Origin of the sequence: Streptomyces albus subsp. albus (assembly GCF_000719865.1) — a bacterium.
GTDB lineage: Bacteria > Actinomycetota > Actinomycetes > Streptomycetales > Streptomycetaceae > Streptomyces > Streptomyces albus_E.
The window spans coordinates 1-22,017 of sequence record NZ_JOID01000039.1 but is presented as its reverse complement, the minus strand read 5'-3'; the positions used below and the strand labels follow the sequence as shown (position 1 = coordinate 22,017).

Here is a 22,017-nt window from a genome sequence, read left to right as displayed (position 1 = left end):
TCCCCGCCCCCCGGCCCGACCGGAGCCGTACGTGTCAGTCACCGAGCCGTCCCCGGCGACGCGGAGCACCGCCCCGGCTCCGCCGCCGCCCCGTCCGCCGGCCGGACGGCGCACGGGTGCCCGACAGGCCCTGCGCGCCGCGGGGTTGGCGGCCGCGCTCGCCCTCCTGCTGGCGCTGACGGTGCTCAGCCTCGGCTTCGGTGCCCGGCCGCTCACGGCGGGCGAGGTGTGGCACGGCCTGTTCGACAGCGACGCCGCGGCCTATCAGGTGGTGCACGGGATGCGGCTGCCGCGCACCCTGCTCGGCCTGCTCGTCGGCGTCGCCCTCGGCCTGGCGGGCGGGGTGATGCAGGCCCTCACCCGCAACCCGCTGGCCGACCCCGGGATCCTGGGGATCAACGCGGGCGCCTCGGCGTCCGTGGTCACCGCCATCACCTTCCTCGGCGTCACCACCTTCACCGGCTATGTGTGGTTCGCGCTGGCGGGCGCCGCCGTCGTCTCCGCCCTCGTCTACACCGTCGGCGGCGGACGCGGGGCGACCCCGGCGCGGCTGGCGCTGGCCGGGGCCGCGCTCAACGCCGCGCTCTACTCCTACGTCAACGCCGCGATGATCCTCGACACGGTGTCCCTGGACCGGATGCGGTTCTGGACCGTCGGCTCGCTCGCCTCCGCCCAGCCGGGCACGGTGACGAAGGTCCTGCCGTTCATCGCCGCCGGGGTGCTGGTGGCGCTGGCGCTGGCCCGGCCGCTCAACGCCCTGGCCCTCGGCGACGACCAGGCACGTGCCCTGGGCGCCCGGCCGGCCCGGGTGCGGGTCGCCTCCATCGTCGCCGTCACCCTGCTGTGCGGGGCGGCCACCGCCGCCGCGGGGCCGATCGTCTTCGTCGGGCTCATGGTCCCGCACCTGGTGCGGGCGCTGACCGGCCCGGATCTGCGCTGGATGCTGCCCTACTGCGCGGTGCTCGCACCGGTGCTCCTGCTGGGCGCCGACGTGCTCGGGCGGCTCCTCGGGCGGCCCGGCGAGCTCCAGGTCGGCATCGTGACGGCGGTGCTCGGCGGGCCCCTGTTCCTGTACGTCCTGCGGCGCCGGAAGGTGGCGGGAGCATGAAGACCCCGGAGACCCGGAACACGGCCGCACCGGAGCGGAGCGGCACGGGCGAAGCCGTCGCCGGCACGGCAGCCGGCGGAGGTCCGGGAGCCGGCGCCGGCACGGAGGGCCGCGGCGGCAGGGGAGCCGGCCGTGCCGCCGGCCCGGGCGGCGTGCCCCGCGCGCGGCGCCCGTGGCGCCGGGGCACGGCCCGCGCACCGCTCGGCGGGACGCTGCGCACCCTGCGCCCGCTCCCCGCCGTCAGCCTCCGCTACCGCCCGCGGACGGTGGTCGCGGCGGCCGGCTGCCTGCTGGTCGCGCTGGCCGTCGGCGTGCTGAGCGTCGGCACCGGCGATTTCCCGATCGGCCCCGTGGAGGTGCTGCGCACCGTCGCCGGATCGGGCACGCCCGCCCAGGACTTCATCGTGAACGAACTGCGCCTGCCCCGGGTGATCGCGGCGCTGCTGGCCGGCGCGGCCCTGGCGCTGTCGGGCGCGGTGTTCCAGTCCGTCGTCCGCAACCCGCTCGGCAGTCCCGATCTGCTCGGACTGACGCAGGGCGCCTCGACCGGTGCGCTGCTCGTCGTCATCACCGGTGGCAGCAGTGCCGCGCTGGCGGGCGGTGCCGTCGCCGGAGGGCTGCTCACCGGTCTGCTGATCTTCGCCCTGGCGTGGCGGCAGGGGCTGCACGGCCTGCGGCTCGTGCTGATCGGCATCGGTGTGATGGCCATGCTCACCGGCGTCAACGGCTATCTGCTGACCCGGGCGAAGCTGATGGAGGCCTCCCGCGCCGTCCTCTGGCTGACCGGCAGCCTGGACGGGCGCGGCTGGCCCGAGGTGACGCCCCTGCTGATCGCGGTGGCGGTGCTGCTCCCCGTGACCGTCGCCGGCTGCGGCCGGGCGCTGCGCATGGCCGAGATGGGCGACGACGCGGCGCACGCCCTGGGCATCCCCGTGGAACGGGTCCGGCTGGTGGCGCTGGGCTCGGCCGTGGCGCTGGCCTCCTTCGCCGCTGCCTGCGCCGGCCCGGTGGCCTTCGTCGCGCTCACCGCCCCACAGCTCGCCAAACGCCTCACGAAAGCGCCCGGCCCCAACCTGCTCCCGGCGGCCTGCATGGGGGCCGCGCTGCTGGTGGTCGCCGACTGGGCCGCGCAGAACGCCTTCGGCGGGCGGCAGTTGCCGGTCGGCGTGGTGACGGGCCTGCTCGGCGGCGGCTACCTGGTGTGGCTGCTCGCCCGGCAGCGACGGGCGGGACTGCTGTGACCGGGAGGAGCGGCACGGCGGTGAGCGGCCCGGGAGTGAGCGGGGCGCGGGCGGGCAGGGCGGACGGGACCGGGTCCGGCCGGGGCGACGAGCACAGCGAGGACGGAGCACAGCACATGTGGGCGGGACAGCGGCAGCACACGGGAACGGCAACGGAACCCGCCGGGCAGATCCCGGACACCGGGCGGGCCGGGGCGGAGGGCACCGCGAGCCGGCTGAGCGGCGGCGGGCTGACGCTCGCCTACGACCGGCGGACCGTCGCCGAGGATCTGACCGTCGCGATCCCCGACCGCTCGTTCACCGTCATCATCGGCCCCAACGCCTGCGGCAAGTCCACCCTGCTGCGCGCGCTGTCCCGGATGCTCAAGCCGGCGGCGGGCAGCGTGCTGCTCGACGGCCGGGACATCTCCGCGACGCCGGCGAAGCAGGTGGCCCGCACCCTCGGTCTGCTGCCGCAGTCCTCGATCGCCCCGGACGGCATCGGCGTCTCCGAGCTCGTCTCCCGCGGCCGGTATCCGCACCAGGGGCTGCTGCGCCAGTGGTCCTCGGAGGACGAGCGGGTCGTCGCCGAGTCGATGGCCGCCACGGGGGTGACCGACCTCGCCGACCGCACCGTGGACGAACTCTCCGGCGGGCAGCGGCAGCGCGTGTGGATCGCCATGGCCCTGGCGCAGCAGACACCGCTGCTGCTCCTCGACGAGCCGACGACCTTCCTGGACCTCGCCCACCAGATCGAGATCCTGGACCTGTGCGCCCGCCTCCACGAGGAGGAGGGCCGCACCCTCGTCGCCGTCCTCCACGACCTCAACCACGCCGCCCGGTACGCCACCCATCTCATCGCCATGCGCGAGGGGCGGATCGTCGCCTCCGGGCCGCCCGCGGAGATCGTGACGGCGGACCTCGTGGAGGAGGTGTTCGGCCTCCCCTGCCGCGTCATCGACGACCCGGAGACCGGCACACCGCTCGTGGTACCGGCGGCCCGGCGACGCGGCCCCGGGCCGGCGGCGAGGCCGGCGGCCGGGCCGGAAGCCGGGCCGGCGGCCGGGCCGGCCGAAACGGTGTAGGCGGCGCACGCGGCGCCGGTGCGGACAGTGAACGCGGGCCCGGTGCGCGATCCGGCCCCGGAGCCGGACGGGAGCGAGCGGGCGCCGGGCCGGGAGCCGAGCGGGGAGCCGGCCGGAGCGATCCGGACGGCTCGCGCGGCGTGCGCGCACGAGCCGTCACGATCGCTCCGGGTGCGCGGACCTCTTCGGGGACCTCTTCCGTTTCCCTCCCGCGGCGGCCGGTCGTCGGGGACCATGGGGGCCGATACCCCTACGCCCCTGCTGGAGCCCGAACATGGCGGAGAGCGTGCCGGTGCGCTGCCCCTCGTGCCGCCGCGAGCACTCGTACACCCCGGCCACCTACCCCTGCGCCTGCGGCGCCCCGCTGACCCCGCGCATCCTGCGCGGCGGGCCTCCCGTGCGCGTCGAACACCACACCTGGGAGGAGACCTGGGTCACGGTGCGCTGCGATGCCTGCGGGCGCCGCAGCCAGTGGCCGTGTCCCGAACTGGGCTGTCCCTGCGGCCTGTTGCTGCGACTGCCCGTCGCGCCGCTCACGGCCGCCCAGCCGGCCGGATCGGGCTCCCCCGCGGATCCGCCCGGGCGGCCCACCCCGACCTCGGCGGTGCCGCGGCCCGCGTTCCGGCCGGTGACGATCCGCACCGGCCGGGACGCGGTCAACGCCGCCGCGAAGTACCTGCGCTGGCTCGGCTTCCGCGACGTCCTGGCCTGCGACGACCGACCCGGCAGCACGGTGGACCTGCGCGGCGCCGGGGTCGTCGCCCAGGTGGACCCGACCACCCGGCCGTCCTCGCTGCGCGAGGTCGAGTGCCTCTGGCTGAACGGTCTCAACGCCTCGGCGGTCGGGGTGTTCTTCTCCCTGGCCGGTTACGCCCACGACGCCCGGAGCCGCGCCGACGAGCTGCTGGTGCCGCTGTTCGTCATGGATCTGACCGGCACCCCGCAGCCCGTCAACGACGCGGCGGACGACCTCATCCGGATGGGCGCCTGAGCCCGGGCCTGCCGGGGCGGCGGGCCGCTCGGGACGGCCCGGCCGCTGCTGCCGGCCGGTGGGTTCCCCTGCCGCCGGTCACGTCGTGGCGCGGGCGCGTTCCAGGGAGCGCGACTGCTGCGGGGGGCGGGCCTGTGCCGTAAAGCCCTCGCGCAGTTCGACCTTGCGCACCTTGCCGCTGACGGTGGTGGGGAAGGACTCCATGATCCGCAGATGGCGGGGCACCTTGAAGTGCGCGAGTCGGCCGCGGCAGTAGCGGGCGAGCTCGTCGCGGGTCAGGGGGTTCGCCGGGTCGCGGAGGATGACGCAGGCCAGGATCTCCTCGCCGTAGGTCTCGTCCGGCACGCCGACCACCTGCACATCGGCGATCTTGGGGTGGCTGTACAGGAACTCCTCGATCTCGCGAGGATAGACGTTCTCACCACCCCGGATGATCATGTCCTTGATGCGTCCGACGATCCGGACGTAGCCGTCCTCCCCCATCACCGCCAGGTCGCCGGTGTGCATCCAGCGGGCGTGGTCGATGACCTCCGCGGTGCGCTCGGGCTCCTCCCAGTAGCCGAGCATCACCGAGTAGCCGCGGGTGCAGAGTTCGCCCGCGGTGCCGCGCGGCACGGTGAGGCCGGTCGCCGGGTCGGTGATCTTCACCTCCAGGTGCGGCAGCACCCGGCCGACGGTGCCGACGCGGCGCTCCAGGTCGTCCTCGCGCCGGGTCTGCGTGGAGACCGGGGAGGTCTCCGTCATGCCGTAACAGATCGACACCTCGGCCATGTTCATCTCGCTGACGACCCGCTTCATCACCTCCACCGGGCAGGGCGAACCCGCCATGATGCCGGTGCGCAGCGAGGAGAGGTCGTAGTCCTCGAAGCCGGGCAGGTCCAGTTCGGCGATGAACATCGTCGGCACCCCGTAGAGGGAGGTGCAGCGTTCGGCGGCGACGGCTTCGAGGGTGGCGGCGGGATCGAAGGAGCGGGCCGGGATGACGACGCAGGCGCCGTGGGTGGTGGCGGCGAGATTGCCCATGACCATGCCGAAGCAGTGGTAGAAGGGCACCGGCAGGCAGACGCGGTCCTGCTCGGTGTAGTGGATCAGCTCGCCCACCCAGTAGCCGTTGTTGAGGATGTTGTGGTGGGAGAGGGTGGCGCCCTTGGGGAAGCCGGTGGTGCCCGAGGTGTACTGGATGTTGACGGGGTCGTCGCAGCTGAGTTCGGCGGCGCGGGCGGCCAGGCGCCCGCGCGGCACGCCCTGGCCGGCCCGGATGAGGCCCTGCCAGGTGGAGTCCTCGATGTAGACGACGTCGCGCAGGGCGGGGGCGTGGGCGCGGACCTGTTCGACCATGCGCCGGTAGTCGCTCGTCTTGTGCTCGACGGAGGAGACCATCACGCCGATCCCGGCCTGCTTGAGCACATACGCCAGTTCGTGCACGCGGTAGGCCGGGTTGATGTTGACCATGATGGCGCCGATGCGGGCGGTGGCGTACTGCACGAGGACCCACTCGGGGCAGTTGACGGCCCAGATGCCGACCCGGTCGCCCTTGAGGACGCCCTTGGCGAGCAGGCCGAGCGCCACCTCGTCGACGGCCGCGCCGAATTCGGCGTAGGTCCAGCGGCGGCCGGACGGGACGTCGACCAGCGCCTCGCGGTCGGGGTGCGCGGCGATCGCCCGGTCGAGGTTGGCCCCGATGGTGTCGCCGAGCAGCGGCCCGTCCGCGGTGCCGGCGGCGTACGAGAGCTCGGGGGCGGCCGGTGCCGCTGCGCCGGCCGGGCCCGTCCCCTCCGGGGCGGTGCCGTTGCCGGAGACGGCGGAGCGCTTACTCATGGGTGGTCCCCCTCGCGGTATGCGGTAGTGCTTCCCTCTGCAGTACGCCGTCGCAGCTCGATGCGGCGGATCTTGCCCGAGACCGTTTTCGGCAGTTCGGCGAACTCGATCAGGCGTACCCGTTTGTATGGTGCCAAGTTCCGCCGGGAATGGGCGAAAAGCTCCCGGGCTGTCTCGGGCCCGGGCGTCCAGCCCTCGGCCAGGACGACGTAGGCCTTGGGCACGGACAGCCGCAGCGGATCGGGCGCGGGGACGACGGCGGCCTCGGCGACCGCCTCGTGCTCCAGCAGCGCGCTCTCCAGCTCGAAGGGCGAGATCTTGTAGTCGGAGGACTTGAAGACGTCGTCGTCGCGGCCGACGTAGGTGAGGTAGCCGTCGGCGTCGCGGGAGGCGAGGTCACCGGTGTGGTAGTGGCCGCCGGCCATCGCCTCGGCGGTGCGGGCCTCGTCGCCGTGGTAGCCCGTCATGAGGCCGACGGGGCGTTCGCCGTCGGCGCCGGTGAGGCGCACGCACACCTCGCCCTCGTCGCCGGGCTCGCCGGTGGCCGGGTCGAGCAGGTCGATGGCGAAGCCGGGCATCGGGCGGCCCATGGAGCCGGGTCTGACGGGCTGTCCGGGGCTGTTGGCGATCTGGACGGCGGTCTCCGTCTGGCCGAAGCCGTCCCGGATCGTCACCCCCCAGGCCGCGCGGACCCGTTCGATGACCTCCGGGTTGAGCGGCTCCCCCGCGGCGACGACCTCGCGCGGCGGGGTGGCCAGCCGGGTCAGGTCGGCCTGGACGAGCATCCGCCAGACGGTGGGCGGGGCGCAGAAGCTGGTGACGCCGAGGCGGTCCATGTGGTCCATGAGCCGGGCCGCGTCGAAGCGGGTGTAGTTGTGCACGACGACGGTGGCCTCGGCGTTCCACGGGGCGAAGAAGCTGCTCCAGGCGTGCTTGGCCCAGCCGGGCGAGGAGATGTTGAGGTGGGCGTCGCCGGGCCGCAGCCCGATCCAGTACATGGTGGCCAAGTGGCCGACGGGATACGACAGATGACTGTGTTCGACGAGTTTGGGGCGGGCCGTGGTGCCGGAGGTGAAGTACAGCAGCAGCGGGTCGTCCGCGGCGGTGGGGCCGTCGGGCGTGAAGCCGGCGGGGAAGCCGCGGGCCTCCTCGTACGGGAGCCAGCCGGGGGGCGGGCCGGAGGCGTCCGGTCCGGTGCCGGAGACGGCGATGCGGGTGTAGTCGCCGGGGACGTCCGCGAACTTGGCGGTGTCCCCGGACCGGACGACGACGTGCGCCGCCCGGCCGCGGGCGACGCGGTCGGCCAGGTCGGCCGGGCCGAGCAGGGGGGTCGCGGGGATGACGACGGCGCGCAGCTTCATGGCGGCGAGCGCCGTCTCCCACAGCTCCGTCTGGTTGCCGAGCATGACGACGATCCGGTCGCCGGCCCGCACCCCCTGGGCGCGGAGCCAGCCCGCCACCCGGCCGGAGCGGGCGGAGAGCTCCGCGAAGGAACTGCGGCTCTCGCGGCCGTCCTCCTCGACGATGTGCAGCGCGGTGCGGTCGTTGCCCTCGGCGATCCGGTCGAACCAGTCCAGGGCCCAGTTGAAGCGGGCGGGGCGCGGCCAGCGGAAGCCGGCGCGGGCGGCGTCGCAGTCCTCCCGGTGCCGGAGGAGGAAGTCCCGGGCACGGCGGAACTCCTCCGTGGCACCGGCCGGCTCACCGGCGCCGGCCGAGTCCGTGGTTCCGCTTCCCGTCATCCGTCCTCCTCGTGGTGGTGCGGCTGAGTAGCATCTTGAGGCAGTGACCTGGGTCTCACTACCCCCGGACGGGGGTGACAGCGGTATATGCGTACGGGGGAGGGGAGTTGACCGTGGCCGAACGGGAGCACGGGGGCGCGCGGGCGGACGGACCGCGTACGCCGGGCGCGACCGCCGAGGTCGGAGCGGCGCTGCTGCGCCTGCGGCGGGCCAGCGGGCTGCCTGTGGCCTTCGGCGGGCTGCTGGTGGACTCCACGCGGCTGCGCATCGGCGAACTCAGCGGCGCGGCCACCGATTCGCTGCAGGGCCTGTCGGTGACGACCGGCAACGGCCTGGGCGGCAAGGCGCTGGCACTGTCCCGGCCGGTGACGGTCACCGACTACCCGGCCTCACGGACCATCAGCCACGAGTACGACGGCGCGGTGACGGCCGAGGGCCTGCGCGCGGTCCTCGCGGTCCCGGTGATCGTGGGCCGGCAGGTGCGGGGTGTGCTCTACGGGGCGCTGCGGCGGCCGGTGCCGCTGGGTGACCGCACCCTGCACGCCGCGATGGGCGTCGCGCGGGAACTGGAGCGGACCCTGGCGGTGCGCGACGAGGCGCAGCGGCTGCTGGCGGAGCGGCGGACCGGGGCTGCGGGGGCGGCCGGGGCGTTCGCGGGGCCGGGAGCGGGGGACGGGATGCCGGGCGGGATGCGCGGCGGGACGCCGGGCGGGGCGAGCGGGACATCCGGCCGGCCCGGGAGCCCCGGCGACCGCCGCGCCCCCGGTGGCCCGGGCCCCGCCGGCGGGCCCGGTGATGCGGGCGGAACCGGAGGGGCGATGTCCGGGGCGGCGTGGGAGAGGGTGCGCGAGGCGCACGCCCGGCTGCGCGCGCTGGCGCCGCGGGTGGCCGACCCGGAGCTGCGGGACGAGGTGCTGGCGGTCTGCGAACGACTGGCCGAGGCCGGTTCGGCGGACCCGGGAGCGGGCGGCCGCGGGGCCCCGGGCGGTACGGGGCTGGCGCCGCGCGAGCTGGACGTCCTGGCGTGTGTGGCGGCCGGGGCCACCAACGCCGACGCGGCGGAGCGGCTGGGGGTGCGGCCGGAGACCGTGAAGGCGTATCTGCGGTCGGCGATGCGGAGGCTGGGGGCGCACAGCCGCCTGGAGGCGGTGGTCGCGGCCCGCCGGGCGGGCCTGCTGCCGTAACCGGCCGGGCGGGTCGCTGCCGTATCCGGCTGGCCGGTCTGCTGCCGTAGCCGGTCGGACCGCTGGCCGGGCGGGCGAGCCTGCTGCCGTAGCCGGTCGGCTGCCGGCGGGCTCGCGGCGCCCTCCTGTGGCCGGGCCCCCGGGGCGGACGACTTGAGCGGCACTAGGCCGGGCCCGCGTCCAGCACCCGCCGCTCGACCGTGGGCTTCCCGTGCTCGGACGGACATCGGAGCGGGCGGAAGGACGCAAGAGGCCGCGCAAGAGAGGGCGGCGGGAACAAGAGGCGGCAGGCCCGGTGCGATGACCCGCGCGGACCCCGGCTCCGGCCGGGTACCCGCCCCCCGGGAGCCCTCCACCCCGGCAGCCCACCACCCCGGGAAACCGCCGTCGCGGGAGCCTGCAGCCCTGGCAGCCCCGGCCTCGGGAGGCCCGCCGTCTCGGCAGCCCACCACCCCGGCACTCGCCGTCCCGGGAGCCCCGGCCTCGGGTTCCCCTCCGCCCCGGCGGCCCTCCACCCCGGGAACCCGCCACCCCGGGAACCCGCCACCCCGGCAGCCCGAACCCCGTTCCTCCGCAGGTGAGTTGCCCCGGAGGCCAGTGCGGCGAGCCCACCCGCCGCGCACCCCGCGGCACAGCATCGCGCGTTCCCGGCCCGGGCCCCGGCCCGCCCGTCAGGGCCTGCGGCCCGCTCGGCGCGATTGGCTGGCCGGGGAACTCGTCTTGTAGATTCGAACAAAAGACGGGGCCCCCGGATCGACCCGATCCCACTGGCCCCGGCCTCTCCCCCCACCGTCCCCTGCACCCACTTTCGACCGATCGGCGGGCGACCATGCGGCTCCGCGCACTGCTGGAGAACGACAGCCTGGGCCTGCGCCTGCTCGGCGGCGAGGCGGAGCTGGACCGCACCGTGCGCGGTGTCATGACCACCGACCTGCGCGACCCCGGCCGCTATCTGTCGGGCGGCGAACTGGTGCTCAGCGGCCTGGCCTGGCACCACGGGCCGGAGGACTCGGAGCGGTTCGTCGCGATACTCGCCGATGCCGGCGCCGCGGGACTGGCGGCCGGCGAGGCAGAACTGCGCGCCATCCCGGCGGACCTGGTCGCGGCCTGCGAACGGCACCGGCTGCCGCTGTTCGCGGTGGACGAGAAGGTGGCGTTCGCCACGATCACCGAGCACGTGGTGCGCCAGGTCTCCGGCGAGCGGGCCGGCGATCTGGCCGCCGTCGTGGACCGGCACCACAGGATGATGGCGGCCGGGCCGTCGGGCCGCGGCCCGGAGGTGGTCCTCGATCTGCTCGGCAGCGATCTGGATCTGCGGGCCTGGGTGCTCTCCCCCACCGGCCGGCTCATCGCCGGCCCCGGGGCCGGCGGAGGACCGGAGGCGGACACAGGAGCGGACACCGGTGCGGGATCCGGCACCGGCGGGGAGCGGCCGGGCCCGGAGCTGCGCGCGGCACTCGCGGGCGGGCATCTGGCCGCGGAGGCGTCCGGGCGGCCGGCACCGCACCGTGTCACCGCCCCGGGCACCGTCCACTCGCTCTTCCCGGTGCGCGCCACCGGCCCCGCCTCCGTGCGGGAGACCGGCGACACGCCCGCGGCCGTGCTCTCCGACTGGCTTCTCGCCGTGGAGGCCGACGCGGCCGACTGGCCCGGTGAACGGCTCGATCTGCTGTACGGGGTGACCCAGCTGATCGCCGCCGAGCGCGGCCGGCGTGACGCCGCCCGGACGGTCCGGCGGCGGCTGGCGCAGGAGGTCGTGGAACTGCTCCGGGACGGTGCGCCGCCGGCCGAGGTCGCGGCCCGGCTGCGGGCCGCCGCGCCCGTGCTGCTCCCCGGCCTCGGCAGCGCGCCGCACTGGCAGATCCTGGTCGCCCGGCTGGAACGGGACACCGCCGGACCGGCGGAGGCCACCGCCGGGGGCGGGAGCGGGGACGGCGGACGCGGACCGGCGGCGCGGGCGCTGCTGGAGGAGATCCTCCTCGACCCCCGCGCGGGCTGCCCGGACCCGGCCGACCGCAGCGCCGTGGCGTACGGCGGCGACGAGGCCGTCGCCCTGATACCGCTGCCCGCGGTGGCCGGCCCGGACGGCACCGCCCCCGACGGCACCGCCCCGGCCGGCGGGGGCATCCGGGCGGAGGACCTGCTCGGCGCCGCGTGCGGGCCGCTGGAACGAGGACTGGAAGCGGCCGGCGAACGGCTCACGCTGGGCGTCAGCGCGGTGGCGCTCACCCCCGAAGGGTTGCGCGGCGCCCTGGACGAGGCCCGGCACGCCCGCCGGGTGGCCGCGGCCCGGCCCGGCCGGGTGTGTGCGGCCGGACACCAGGAGCTGGCCTCGCACGTCCTGCTGCTCCCGTTCGTGCCGGACGACGTGCGGCGCGCCTTCACCGCGCGCCTGCTGGAGCCACTGCGGGACTACGACCGCCGGCACCGGGCGGAACTCATCCCCACCCTGGAGGCCTTCCTCGACAGCGACGGTTCCTGGACCCGCTGCGCGGCCCGGCTCCATCTGCACGTCAACACCCTGCGCTATCGCGTCGGCCGCATCGAGCAGCTGACGGGCCGGGACCTGTCCCGCCTGGAGGACAAACTCGACTTCTTCCTGGCCCTGCGGATGAGCTGACCCGGCCCCGGCCCGGCCCGCCCTGCGCACGAACTGATCCGGCCCGGCCCCCTGCGCACGAGCGGCCGGCTCGTCCCGCGCAGGAGCCGGCCGGCTCGCCTCGCGCGAGGGCCGGTGGCCGGTGAGGCCGTCGCGACGGCTGCCGGGAGGGCATTCCGGCATCCCCGCGGGCCCGCACCCGGGGAGCGGGGGTCATGGGCAGCCGGGACCGAGGAGAGCCGGCACCACGAACCGCGACCGCGGAGAGCGGGAACCGCGGAAAGCGGCGCACCGAACCGTGCGGCGGTATCCGGAGGCGTTCCGTCCGCCGGGCGGGCGCCGCCCCGCCGCGCACCGTGCCCACGGGGGCGGCGACACGGTCGGCGCCCCCGTGCGCGAGCACCCTCCCGGGCCCGCTATCCTGCGCGTGACCTGGGTCACAGCAGTCTCGCGGGCTTTGTGAATCCGTTCACCCAACCCCTTGGCTGGGCACCGTGATTCATGCTGAGATTCGCGCACGGCTTTCCGGGCTCGACGGCGCGCATGGGGAGGGAATGTGGCGGATACCGCCATGTCACGTTCTGGACCGAAGAACCCCGCTACGGAACCGGTTCCCTGGGACGACCCGCTCCAGAGCGCCGTGTGGCGGCTCCGCTCCCGCGGCTGCTGGGAGGACGCCGCCGCGCTGCTCGCCCCCTCGGCCGTCACGGAATCCGCCGCCGCCCTCGGACGGACCACCCTCCTGGTGGAACGGTGCCTGTTCACGGCCACCGGCTGGGAGGAGGCCGACGACGCCCTCCGCGCGGCCGAGGCCCTGGTCACCGGTGACGAGGAACGCGGCAGCGCCGCCTGCGAACGCGGCCATCTCGCCTACGCCTCCACCCTGTTCGGGGTACGGGACCGCGCCGACGAGGCCCGCTCGGCCCTCGGCCGGGCCGCCGCGCTGCTGCCGCCCGGCTCGCCGAACCGCCCGCTGCTGGACTTCCGGCGCGGACTCGTCGCCCAGCATCTGGCGGGGGACCCGCGCGGCGCGCAGGCGGCGTTCGCCCGGGCGCACGCGGGCGCCTCCGCCCTCGGCGACGCGCTGCTGCTCTCGTTCACCTGGCGGCATCTGGCCTCGACGGCGGAGCAGGAGGGCAACCGGGCGGAGGCCCGGCGCGGCTTCGCGGAGTCGCTGCGCATCCGCGAGGAGCTCGGCTATCTGATCGGCATCGCCCCGGCCCTGTCGGCCCTGGCCGACGTCGAGCCGGAGCCCGAGGCCTCCCGGCTGCGCGCGGAGGCTCTGCGGCTGGTGCGGCTGCTGGGCGGCGTGCCGTCCTGGCTGGAGGACCGGCTGCTGCCCACCGGGGCGACGGCGGCGGAGACGGCCGAGGCACCGGAGCCGGGCGAGGCAGCCGTCTCCGGGAACGCGGCGCCGCCCGCGGAAGCATCGGACGATCCAGCGGTCGCGGCGGCGGACGTTCCGGCGGTCGCGGCAAGGGACGAAGCAGCGGTCGCGACGACCTCACCGGCCACCGTGACAACAGCCGCGGCAGTGACCCCCGCGGCCGCCGGGGCCGCCGAGGCCCGGAGTCTCCCCCGCCCGGATTGACGGACCCGGGGTCGTGGAAACCGGCCGGGTGCCGTCTCCGTCGCCGGTCCGGACGTGCACGGGTGCGGGGGCTCAGCCCCGGGCCGGCCGGGCGCCCGTGAAGTGCTCACGGACGAGCTGTTCGACGGCCTGCGCGTCGCCCGCGGCCAGGGCATCCAGCAGGGCGTTGTGCTCGGCCGCCTCCGCCAGGAGGTCCGCGGTGCCGGTGGCCGCGCCCCGGCCCGCCGGCGTCCGGCCCCGCCGGTACAGTTCGTCGCCGATCAGGGCGAGCTGGCGGTTCCCCGAGAGGGCGAGCAGGGCGTGGTGGAAGGCGCGGTCCGCCTCGGCGTAGCCGACCCGGTCGCCCCGGGCGGCGGCCGCCACACCGGCCGCTGCGAGCGGGCGCAGCTCCTCCCAGCTGCCGGGCGGCCGGGTCCGCGCCAGCCGGAGCAGCACCGGCACCTCCAACAGGGCGCGCACCTCGGCCAGTTCCGCGAGATCGCGCTCGCTGCGGCGGGCCACCCGGAAGCCCCGGTTGGGAACGACCTCCACCGCGCCCTCGGTGGCGAGCTGCTGCATCGCCTCCCGCACGGGCGTCGGGGAGACCCCGTACCGCGCGGCGAGCGCGGGCGCCGAGTACACCTCGCCGGGCCGGAGGTCACCGCCGACCAGCGCGGTACGGAGCGCGTCGAGTATCTGGCCGCGTACGGAGTGGCGGGTGGGCGGCTTGCGCGGCGCCGGCCGTCCGGGGGCCCGCGCCGCCCCGTCCGGCTGCTCCCCCGGGCCATAGGTGTGCGCGCCCTGCGCGTGCTCGTCCCCCGGGGGTCCTTCCGGCCCCTCCGCGCGGCGCCCGGCGGCGTCCCGGCCCGCGCGGCGGCCGGCGGCATCCCGGCCCGTGGCGTCCCGGCCGCGCTCGCCCCGGCCGGTCTCGTCCCGGGTACGCTCCTCCCGGCCGTACGGGATCCGCCGCGCCGGACCCGGCCATCGGCCGCCCCGCGTGCCCGCTCCGTACGAGGCGTGCCCGTGTCCCGGGTGGACCGCCTCACCCGGACGGGCGTCCTCCGCCGGCGCGCGGAACCCCGGCGGCGGTGCGCCCGCGCCCTGCCCCGCTGCTCCGCCGCTCCCCCCGGCCGCTGCGGCTCGCGACTGCTCCATCGGGTCCTCCTGTGGTTCCCCAGAACGATAAGCGGACCCCTTCGCACTTCAAAGATCCGGGGCGTCGGGTAAGGTAAGGCTTACCTGCAAACGATCGCGTTGAGTTGGTGGTCCCCGCATGTCCGTGGCACCGGTCGTACCGGCCCTCTCGCACCACCCCGTGGCGGGGGCGTACTCCCGGCTCGCCGAGGTGCTCCCCGCCGTGCGGCTGCTGGAGGGCGCCCCGCGCTCGGGCGGCGGCTGGGTCACCGCCCGCGAGCTGGCGTCGGGCGGCCCCGCCCTCGACGCCTTCCTGGCCGCCGAAGAGGCGGAGGTCATCGGCAACTACGGGCAGCCGGCCCGCCCGGATGTGACCGCCGGTTTCGGACTGCACCGCTACGCCTGGTCCGCGTGCCTGCTCATCACCGTTCCCTGGTTCCTGCTGCGCCGGGTGCCGCGGCTGCCGGCCGGTGAGGTGTCGTTCCACCGCGGGCAGGGCCGGATGACCGCGCGGGTGCGGGAGTTCGCGTGCCTGCCGGACGATCCGGCGGCCGGGCTGCCGGGCGCGCGGGTCGTCAGTGGCGAGGACGCCCTGCGGGCCGAGGTGCGCGGGGCACTCTCCGAGCACCTGGAACCGGTGCTGGAGGGTTTCCGCCCCCGGATGCGGCGCGGGCCGCGCGCCATGTGGGGCATGGCCACCGACGAGATCGTCGAGAGCCTCTGGTACACCGGCCATCTGCTCGGTGAGGAGCGCCGGGCCATCACGGAGCTGGAAGCCCTGCTGCCGGGGGCCACGAAGCCGTTCGTCGGCGCGCCGTCCTTCCGGGAGCTGACCGGACCGGCCGGGGAGGTGCTGTCCACCCGTGACCGGGCGAGCTGCTGCATGTTCTACACCCTGCGGCCGGAGGACACCTGCGTCACCTGCCCCCGCACCTGCGACGCGGAGCGTGTGGCCCGGCTCAGCGGCGGCGCCTGACCGTAGGGGAGCTCCGCCCTCCCGCCCCTTCCGTCCCTCGGCCTCTTCCGTCCTTCGGCCCCCGCCGGTCCGGGTATCCGCGGTTCCGGCGCCCGGCGCCGTTCTGGTGCCCGGTGCCGTTGCGCGCCTGGTGCCGATCCGTGCGCGGTGCCGTCCTCGCGGTGACGGCGGCCGGTTCGGACAGGGGAACGAAAAGCCCCGCGCCGCCGTGCCGGGAGTCCCCGGCCTCCCAAGGGACACTGCCCGCGTTCCGTCCACATGATCGGACCATTCGATCGGTTCTGATCGTGCGGACATATCTTCGATCGCGCCTTCTGCCCGATGTCGATCCCTTGCCCTGAATCGCCCTGGCACAAGAACCGATTCCGCCAAGATGTCGCGGGCAGGACCGCACGCGGCACGGCACGGGCGGGACGGAAGCGAGGCGAGGGGCCCGAGATGAGACTGACGGACATGGCGCTGAACTGGGTTCTACCGGGCGCGGTGTTGCTCGTCGGCATCGCGGGCGCGGCGGTGGTCCTCGCCCGTGGCCGGCGCGCGGCCGGCGCGGAGGACGGCAAGCCCGTCGACTCCTGGGAACGCAGCGAGGAGCGCCGCCGGCGCAAGGAGGCCTTCTACGGTTCCGCCTCGTACGTCCTGCTGTTCTGCTGCGCCGCGGTCGCCGCCGCCCTCTCCTTCCACGGCCTGGTCGGCTTCGGCCGGCAGAACCTCAATCTCTCCGGCGGCTGGGAGTATCTGGTCCCCTTCGGGCTCGACGGCGCGGCGATGTTCTGTTCGGTCCTGGCCGTGCGGGAGGCCAGCCACGGGGACGCGGCCCTCGGCTCCCGGCTGCTCGTCTGGACGTTCGCGGGCGCGGCGGCCTGGTTCAACTGGGTGCACGCGCCGCGCGGCCTCGGCCACGCGGGCGCCCCGCAGTTCTTCGCCGGAATGTCCCTGTCGGCCGCGGTCCTCTTCGACCGGGCGCTCAAGCAGACGCGACGGGCCGCGCTGCGCGAGCAGGGACTCGTCCCGAGGCCGCTGCCGCAGATCCGCGTCGTCCGCTGGCTGCGCGCCCCGCGCGAGACCTTCGCGGCCTGGTCGCTGATGCTGCTGGAGGGCGTGCGCTCGCTGGACGAGGCGGTCGACGAGGTCCGCGAGGACCGGCGGCTGAAGCAGCAGACCCGGCAGCGGCGGCGGGACGAGGAGAAGCGTGAGCGCGCCCGCATCAAGGCCCTGCACCGGCAGCACCGGGCCTGGGGGCGCGCCCGGGGCGGCCGTCAGGTCGAGCTGCCGGGGCTGCTGCCGTCCGGCACCGCCCAGGCCGGCTCGGAACCCGCCAGAGCGGAGGGTCAGCCGGCAGCGCTTCCCTCCTCCTCGCCCGCGGACTCCCCCGCGGCCGGCGGCCCGCTGCTGCAGGCCGTCCGCGTCGACCGGACTGACTCACCGGCAGGCCCGGGATCGGACTCCGGCTTGGGCCCCGGCTCCGGCTCGGTCTCCGGCGGCGGCCGTACGGAGCGCGCCTCCCGGACCGTCGACCTCACGGCGGAGGACGACACCTTGACCATTCCCCGCCTCGACTCCCTGGAGCGCAAGCTCCAGGACCTGGAGCAGCAGTTCGGCTGACGAGCCGGAGAGGGCGGTGGCCCGGGCTTGGTGACCGGAGGAGACCGATGGCCGGGACCGGGCGCCCGGACAGGGCAATGCCCGGCACCGCCGGGAGTACGGTGCCGGGCATCCAGGGGAGGACGTTCGCGCGGTGGAGATCCGCGGCGCAACAGTCACTGACGAGTGGATTCCCCGGTCTTTTTCCTTACATGTCAGGTATCCCGCTTTTCACGCGATTGCCGCAACCGCGAGCGGCGCGAGACGGTTGCCGGCCGGCGGGAGTCGTCGCGCCCGGTGCGGCAAAGCAAGCAACGGGGCCCGTGTCCCGGCCCGGACGCACCGGGCACCCGGCGGCTCCCCGGCGGGTCCGGCCCGGGCCCGTGGGTGCGGGGGCCGGGCCGGTGCCGGGTCAGTCCTCCCAGACGGCGGCGGCGGTCCGGTCGTCCGCGTAGCCCTTCACCCGGAGCTGCACGTCGGAGAGGTACGCGGCGAGGCCCGGCGCCGGGGACACCGCCCAGCGCGCCGCCAGGAGACCGGCCAGCGCGGGCTCGCCCCGCAGCGGGTCGGCCAGTCCGGCGGTGCACAGCAGCAAGGTGTCCCCGGGGCGGGCCACGGAGGCGCGGAAGCGGAAGGGCGCGAGGGCGGGGCCGCCCGCCTCACCGGAACGGCCCGGGCCGCGCGTCCCCAGGTCCACGGTGAGCCGGTCCACGGCCGGAACGGGCGCCCGGTCCGGCCCCGCGAACTCCCGGCCGTCCACCGGGCCCGCCGCACCGGCCGGGCCGCCTGCGGTGGGCGGTACCGCCGGGCCGGCCGGGCCGGAGACCGCGGCCGCTTCCGCACCGGCGGGAGCGGAGGCGCCCCGCGCGGCGCCTCCCTGGCCCGGCAGCGTGGTGCCGGAGCCCGCCGGCGTCCCGTCGGCCGTCTGCGGCTGCGCGGGCACCGAAGGCTCCAGGTCCTGCCATTCGCCGTCCCGCAGCCGGAACAGCCCGCCCCCGCCGATGCCGAAGAACACCCGGGTCCGGCACGCCGGATCGACGGGGAGCAGCAGACAGCGCAGCCCCGAGGTGTACGCGGCGGGCTGCAGACCCAGCTCCGCCGCCCGCGCCCGGAGCTTGCCGTACGAACGGTCCGTCAGCCGGTGCAGTCCCGACTTGAGGGCCCCGCGCCGCCCCTCCCTGATGTCCTCGGCCAGCCGGCCGTGGGCGCGGCCGACCGCTTCGGCCACCCATCGGCAGACGTCGGCGGCCGCCCGGTGGGCATCCCCGGCGGCCCGGCCGCCGGTGGCCGTGGCGATCAGCAGCAGTGCCCGGTCGCCGCTGCCGAACCGGGCCGTCAGCAGCGCGTCCCGGCGCGGCTCGCCCCGGTAGCGCGCGGAGTCGCCGCGCAGGGAGGCGGCCCGCAGGGTCATCGTGCCGTAACGGGCGCCGTCAAGAACCGTGTCCGGGACGAGGCCGTCCAGGTCCCCGGGGTCGGCCTCGGGGAGGGCCGTCGGCTCGCCCTGATAGGTGGGCGGGCGCTCGCCGACGTAACCGGGCTCCACCCCGGCCCGCGGACCACCTCCGGTGCCGGCCCCTCCGGTGCTGCCGGATCCGGTGCCGGCTCCAGTGCTGCCGGGTCCGGTGCCGCCGGCTCCGGTGCTGCCGGGTCCGGCGGCGCTCCCGTGCCGGCTGCCGTCGCCGGCGGCCTCGCCGCCGTCGCGCCGAAGCGTGCCCACTGCCACATGTCCTCCATCGGTCCGCGCCGCCGCCCCGTCCGGGTCCGGACCGGGCTCCGCCGGTGCCCCGGCCGACGTGCTCTGCATGTTCTCGGTGTCGGTGTTCTGGGTCTCGGTGTTCTGGGTCTCGGTGTTCTGGGCGTTCCGTGCGCTCGGGTCTCTCCGCCACAGCGGTACCGCGGTGCGGTCCGCCTCGGGAGCCGCGCCGTCCGACTCGCCCGATCCGCCATCAGACCCGATGTCCGGCCCGACGTCCGGCCCAACGCCCGGGCGGCTTTCCGGGCCACCTTCCGGTCGCTGAGGCGGCCGTCCGGTCTGCTCGTACGGAGGGGTGGGTGACGTTCCATCCCGTTGACGGTCCCACACCTGGTCACGGGGCGTGGCCTCTTCACCCTCCCACGACTCCGAGGGGTCGAGCGGCGGCTCCCACGGAGCGCGCGGGGGTGTCATGGAGCGCGGGGGACTGGTGTCGCGGGGGGCCGGCGCCGGGGTTGGGAACGGGGCTTCCGAAACCGGGTCCGCCGAACCGGGGGCCGTCGCCCCGTCGGGTGCGGGGGGACCGGGCGGCGCGGAAGCGGACGGCACGGAGGTGGGCGGCTCCGGAACGGGTGGCGTGGAAGTGGGTGACTCAGGAGCGGGCGCCGCGGAAGCAGGCGCCGCGGGAGTGACTGATGTGTCGGCAGCCGGCCTCCCCGCGCCGGTCTCCCGCGCGGTCGGCGTGCCGGCCTCCCCCGCGGTCGGCGGGCCGGCCTCCAGCTCGGCCGTCGTGCCGGTCCCCGCTGCCGTCGGCGGAGCGGAAGACGGTGGCGCCGACGGTGATGGCGCCGACGGTGGCGGCGACGACGCAAAGGGACTGTCCGTGGGCTGAGTTGATCCGGTTGCCGGCTCAGGCGCCTGCCACGGCGCGCCCGGGCCGGGCGCGGACGGGGGCGAGGGCGGCGGTGGGGACGATGGCCCGGGCGGCGGTCCGGCGCTGTCCCCGGAAACCTGGGGTCCGGTCACGGGCCAAGGCGTGGCCGGGGTACTGAACCACCATTCGTCCGGGGCGGACTCCGCGGAGGGCCGGGACACGGCGGCCGTATCCCAAGGGCCTCCGCTCCCGGCCCCTCCGCCCTCCCGGTCCGGGTGCGGGCCCTGCCTCCGCGGTGGCTCCTCCCACTGCTCCGGCGCGGCGATCTCGTCCGAAGCGGGAGCACTGTCACCGGCACCGGCACCGGCACCGGCGTCGGCACTGACACCGCCGTCCGCATCGGCATCCGCGCCGGCGTCGAGGCCCGGACCCGGATCGGCGCCCGTGTCCGAAGGCGCGTTGCCGCCTGCGGAGCTAGCGCCGCCCCGGTCGGCGCTCCCGGTCCCCGTCCGGGCCCGGTGACCGGTGCCGCCGGCGCCGTGCCCCGTGGACGTGCCCGGGGTGCCGGTGTCGCCGGCGGCCACCGGGCCGGTGCCGCGCTCCTCACCCGGTCCGGCCGGGGTGCCGGTGCCGCCCTCCTCACCCGGTCGGCGCGGGGTGCCGCCGCCGCGCTCCGGAGCCTGCGGGTCGCCGTGGGGGAAGCCCGCGGCGGCGAACCACCCGGGGCGGGGGTCCTCTCCGGCCGGTCTGTCCCCGGCGGGCCGCTCCCGCGCCGGTCCGGGGTGGGCCGGCGGCGAACCGACCGCGCGGGAGGCGGAGTCGAAACGGTCGTCCAGGGAGTCGTCCGCCGCGGCCGGTCCCGCGTCGGGCTTCTCCTCGCCGTACAACTCGCGCCACCACGCGTCCTCGTGGCTGTTCCGCTCCCCGTACTGACTCATGCCCATATTGTCCATCCCGGCCGGCCCCGGGCGAAGGCAGCGCGAGCCGCGCCCGCCCGTACGGCGGTCCGGCCGGCCCGGGTGGACGACGGCGGGGAAGGTGGGGAACGGTGGCAGGGAGGGCCGCGGTGCGGGGATGATGTCCCGGTACGGGAGGGGAGACATGCCGGGTTCAGCAGACTTGGACGAGGACCACGCGTCCGCGTACCGCGCGCTCGTCGGCCTGGGCGGCGCCGAACCGGCGGAGCTGGCGGCCCGGTTGACGCTCCCCGAGGACGACGCCCTGAGGCTCCTGCGGCGGCTGGAGGGACACGGGCTGGCCGTGCGCTCGCCGGCCCGCCCCGGCCGGTGGCTGGCGGCCGGGGCGGCGCGCCCGGGCGGCCCCGGAGCCCCGCGGCAGCGGTCGTCCCCCGGGGCGGGAGAGCCGCACTCCGGGAGGGCGCGGCCCGCGGCCGCCGGCGAGGAGCCGGACGGCCAGGCCCCACCCGGGGGACCGGCCGTCCGGGACGACCACCGCGCCGCGCTCCACACCGTCGCGGCCGATGCCGGGGAACGGCTGCGCGAGGGGTCCGGCGTGCCCGCCGGAGGGCGGACCACCGGACGGCGGGCCGCCGACGGGCCGGACGCCGTGGATCTGCGCATCCTGTCCCTGCTGCTCGCCGGGCTGACCGACGCGAGCGCCGCGAAACAGCTCGACCTCGGGCTGCGTACCGTCCAGCGGCGGGTGAAGCGGCTGATGGAGATCGCCGGGGTATCCACCCGGCTCCAACTGGGCTGGTACGCCTGCGAACGCGGCTGGCCGGCCCGGAGGCCCGGCACGGTGCCCGGTCCCTCCGTACGGGGGACGGAGGCCGGCGCCGGACCCGCCGTGCGGCCGGCGGACGACGAGCCCCTGCCCGGGCACCCGCCGCCCGGCGCGCACTGAGGACAGGGAGCGTGCCGAGGACCCGGTCCACCTCCTGGGCAGGACGTGCCGCACAGCCTCCCCCGGCCGCACGACGGCCCAGGTGCACGACTGTCCCGGCCACCCCGCGATCCGACCGCCCCGACGCCGCGCTGCCCCGGCCACCCCACTGCCCGACACACGGCCGGAACCTTCCACGTTGCGGCACACGGTTGTCCCACAGTTGCTACCAGACGCGGCGACGTTCGGCTCCACCCGTTCTCGCAGACTGGCTTGGTCGGTAGCTGCCCACACGGCACTGCGGCAGCCTGCCGGCGTCCAGCGCGGCGAGGACCCCGACCAGTGGACTTGCCTGTCCCCGCGAGAGCCGGTCCGCCCTGGGGCAGCGGAACCCGGCGCCCAACCGAGACACCACCCGGGCCCCACCGTGCCACCCTCTGCGGCACACAGCGAAACGGTCCGCATCGCCTGCGTCAGCGGAACGACAAGAAAGGCCGAGGCCCACTAGGCCGTTTCTGATGGCTCTTGGTGGGCGGGGTGGATCTCCTGGTTGGCCGGGCAGGACGCCCGTATGGTGCGGCGACACGAGCTCACGGACGCGCA

Annotated in this window: 12 protein-coding genes and 2 pseudogenes; 10 read left to right on the top strand and 4 right to left on the bottom strand. The window is 76.3% G+C overall.

Going from position 1 to position 22,017, the window contains the following annotated elements:
- Positions 1 to 31 precede the first annotated feature (31 nt).
- The 4 genes from IF83_RS0127330 to IF83_RS0127315 all read left to right on the top strand — a co-directional run bounded on the left by IF83_RS0127330 (position 32) and on the right by IF83_RS0127315 (position 4,404).
- On the top strand, positions 32 to 1,108 hold the full coding sequence (locus tag IF83_RS0127330) for a FecCD family ABC transporter permease (protein WP_030548679.1): 1,077 nt from the start codon (positions 32 to 34) through the stop codon (positions 1,106 to 1,108).
- Positions 1,105 to 2,349 carry a FecCD family ABC transporter permease gene (locus IF83_RS0127325; protein WP_078843936.1) on the top strand — a complete coding sequence of 415 codons (1,245 nt, stop codon included), beginning with the start codon at positions 1,105 to 1,107 and terminating at the stop codon, positions 2,347 to 2,349. The genes IF83_RS0127330 and IF83_RS0127325 overlap by 4 nt, the downstream gene beginning before the upstream one ends.
- 20 nt (positions 2,350 to 2,369) lie before the next feature.
- A complete protein-coding gene (locus tag IF83_RS0127320) occupies positions 2,370 to 3,413 on the top strand; it encodes an ABC transporter ATP-binding protein (protein ID WP_244177229.1) in 1,044 nt (347 codons plus the stop codon).
- A gap of 274 nt (positions 3,414 to 3,687) precedes the next feature.
- Entirely contained in the window at positions 3,688 to 4,404 is a 717-nt protein-coding gene (locus IF83_RS0127315) for a hypothetical protein (RefSeq protein WP_030548673.1), read from the top strand.
- Positions 4,405 to 4,482: 78 nt separating this feature from the next.
- On the opposite strand, the gene IF83_RS0127310 is transcribed toward IF83_RS0127315, so the two are convergent.
- On the bottom strand, positions 4,483 to 6,222 hold the full coding sequence (locus tag IF83_RS0127310) for an AMP-binding protein (protein WP_030548672.1): 1,740 nt from the start codon (positions 6,220 to 6,222) through the stop codon (positions 4,483 to 4,485).
- Positions 6,219 to 7,961, bottom strand: coding sequence for an AMP-binding protein (locus tag IF83_RS0127305; protein ID WP_037681657.1), 1,743 nt, complete (start codon positions 7,959 to 7,961; stop codon positions 6,219 to 6,221). The genes IF83_RS0127310 and IF83_RS0127305 overlap by 4 nt, the downstream gene beginning before the upstream one ends.
- Before the next feature lie 113 nt (positions 7,962 to 8,074).
- Here IF83_RS0127305 and IF83_RS35130 point away from each other — a divergent pair, with 113 nt between their 5' ends.
- The 3 genes and pseudogenes from IF83_RS35130 to IF83_RS0127290 form a co-directional block, all read left to right on the top strand.
- Complete coding sequence (locus IF83_RS35130) at positions 8,075 to 9,145, top strand: LuxR C-terminal-related transcriptional regulator (protein ID WP_347877131.1); 1,071 nt, start codon at positions 8,075 to 8,077, stop codon at positions 9,143 to 9,145.
- An 829-nt stretch (positions 9,146 to 9,974) separates the two neighbouring features.
- Positions 9,975 to 11,765 carry a PucR family transcriptional regulator gene (locus IF83_RS0127295; RefSeq protein ID WP_030548668.1) on the top strand — a complete coding sequence of 597 codons (1,791 nt, stop codon included), beginning with the start codon at positions 9,975 to 9,977 and terminating at the stop codon, positions 11,763 to 11,765.
- A 550-nt stretch (positions 11,766 to 12,315) separates the two neighbouring features.
- Positions 12,316 to 13,104 (top strand): annotated as a pseudogene (locus tag IF83_RS0127290) (hypothetical protein); the annotation flags it as partial.
- A 303-nt stretch (positions 13,105 to 13,407) separates the two neighbouring features.
- Here IF83_RS0127290 and IF83_RS32625 read toward each other — a convergent pair.
- Positions 13,408 to 14,469 (bottom strand): GntR family transcriptional regulator, encoded by a 1,062-nt coding sequence (locus IF83_RS32625; protein ID WP_078843935.1) that lies wholly within the window; start codon positions 14,467 to 14,469, stop codon positions 13,408 to 13,410.
- Between the two features lie 118 nt (positions 14,470 to 14,587).
- Between IF83_RS32625 and IF83_RS0127280 the strand changes: the two genes are divergently transcribed.
- Positions 14,588 to 15,424, top strand: a complete 837-nt coding sequence (locus IF83_RS0127280; RefSeq protein ID WP_030548663.1) for a (2Fe-2S)-binding protein — start codon at positions 14,588 to 14,590, stop codon at positions 15,422 to 15,424.
- Positions 15,425 to 15,862: 438 nt separating this feature from the next.
- Entirely contained in the window at positions 15,863 to 17,026 is a 1,164-nt protein-coding gene (locus IF83_RS0127275; RefSeq protein WP_030548661.1) for a DUF2637 domain-containing protein, read from the top strand.
- 391 nt (positions 17,027 to 17,417) lie between these two features.
- Here IF83_RS0127275 and IF83_RS33420 read toward each other — a convergent pair.
- Positions 17,418 to 18,694, bottom strand: a pseudogene (locus IF83_RS33420) (protein phosphatase 2C domain-containing protein); the annotation flags it as partial.
- Between the two features lie 1,979 nt (positions 18,695 to 20,673).
- Between IF83_RS33420 and IF83_RS35685 the strand changes: the two are divergent.
- Positions 20,674 to 21,435, top strand: a complete 762-nt coding sequence (locus IF83_RS35685; RefSeq protein ID WP_394297388.1) for a helix-turn-helix transcriptional regulator — start codon at positions 20,674 to 20,676, stop codon at positions 21,433 to 21,435.
- Positions 21,436 to 22,017: the final 582 nt, after the last annotated feature.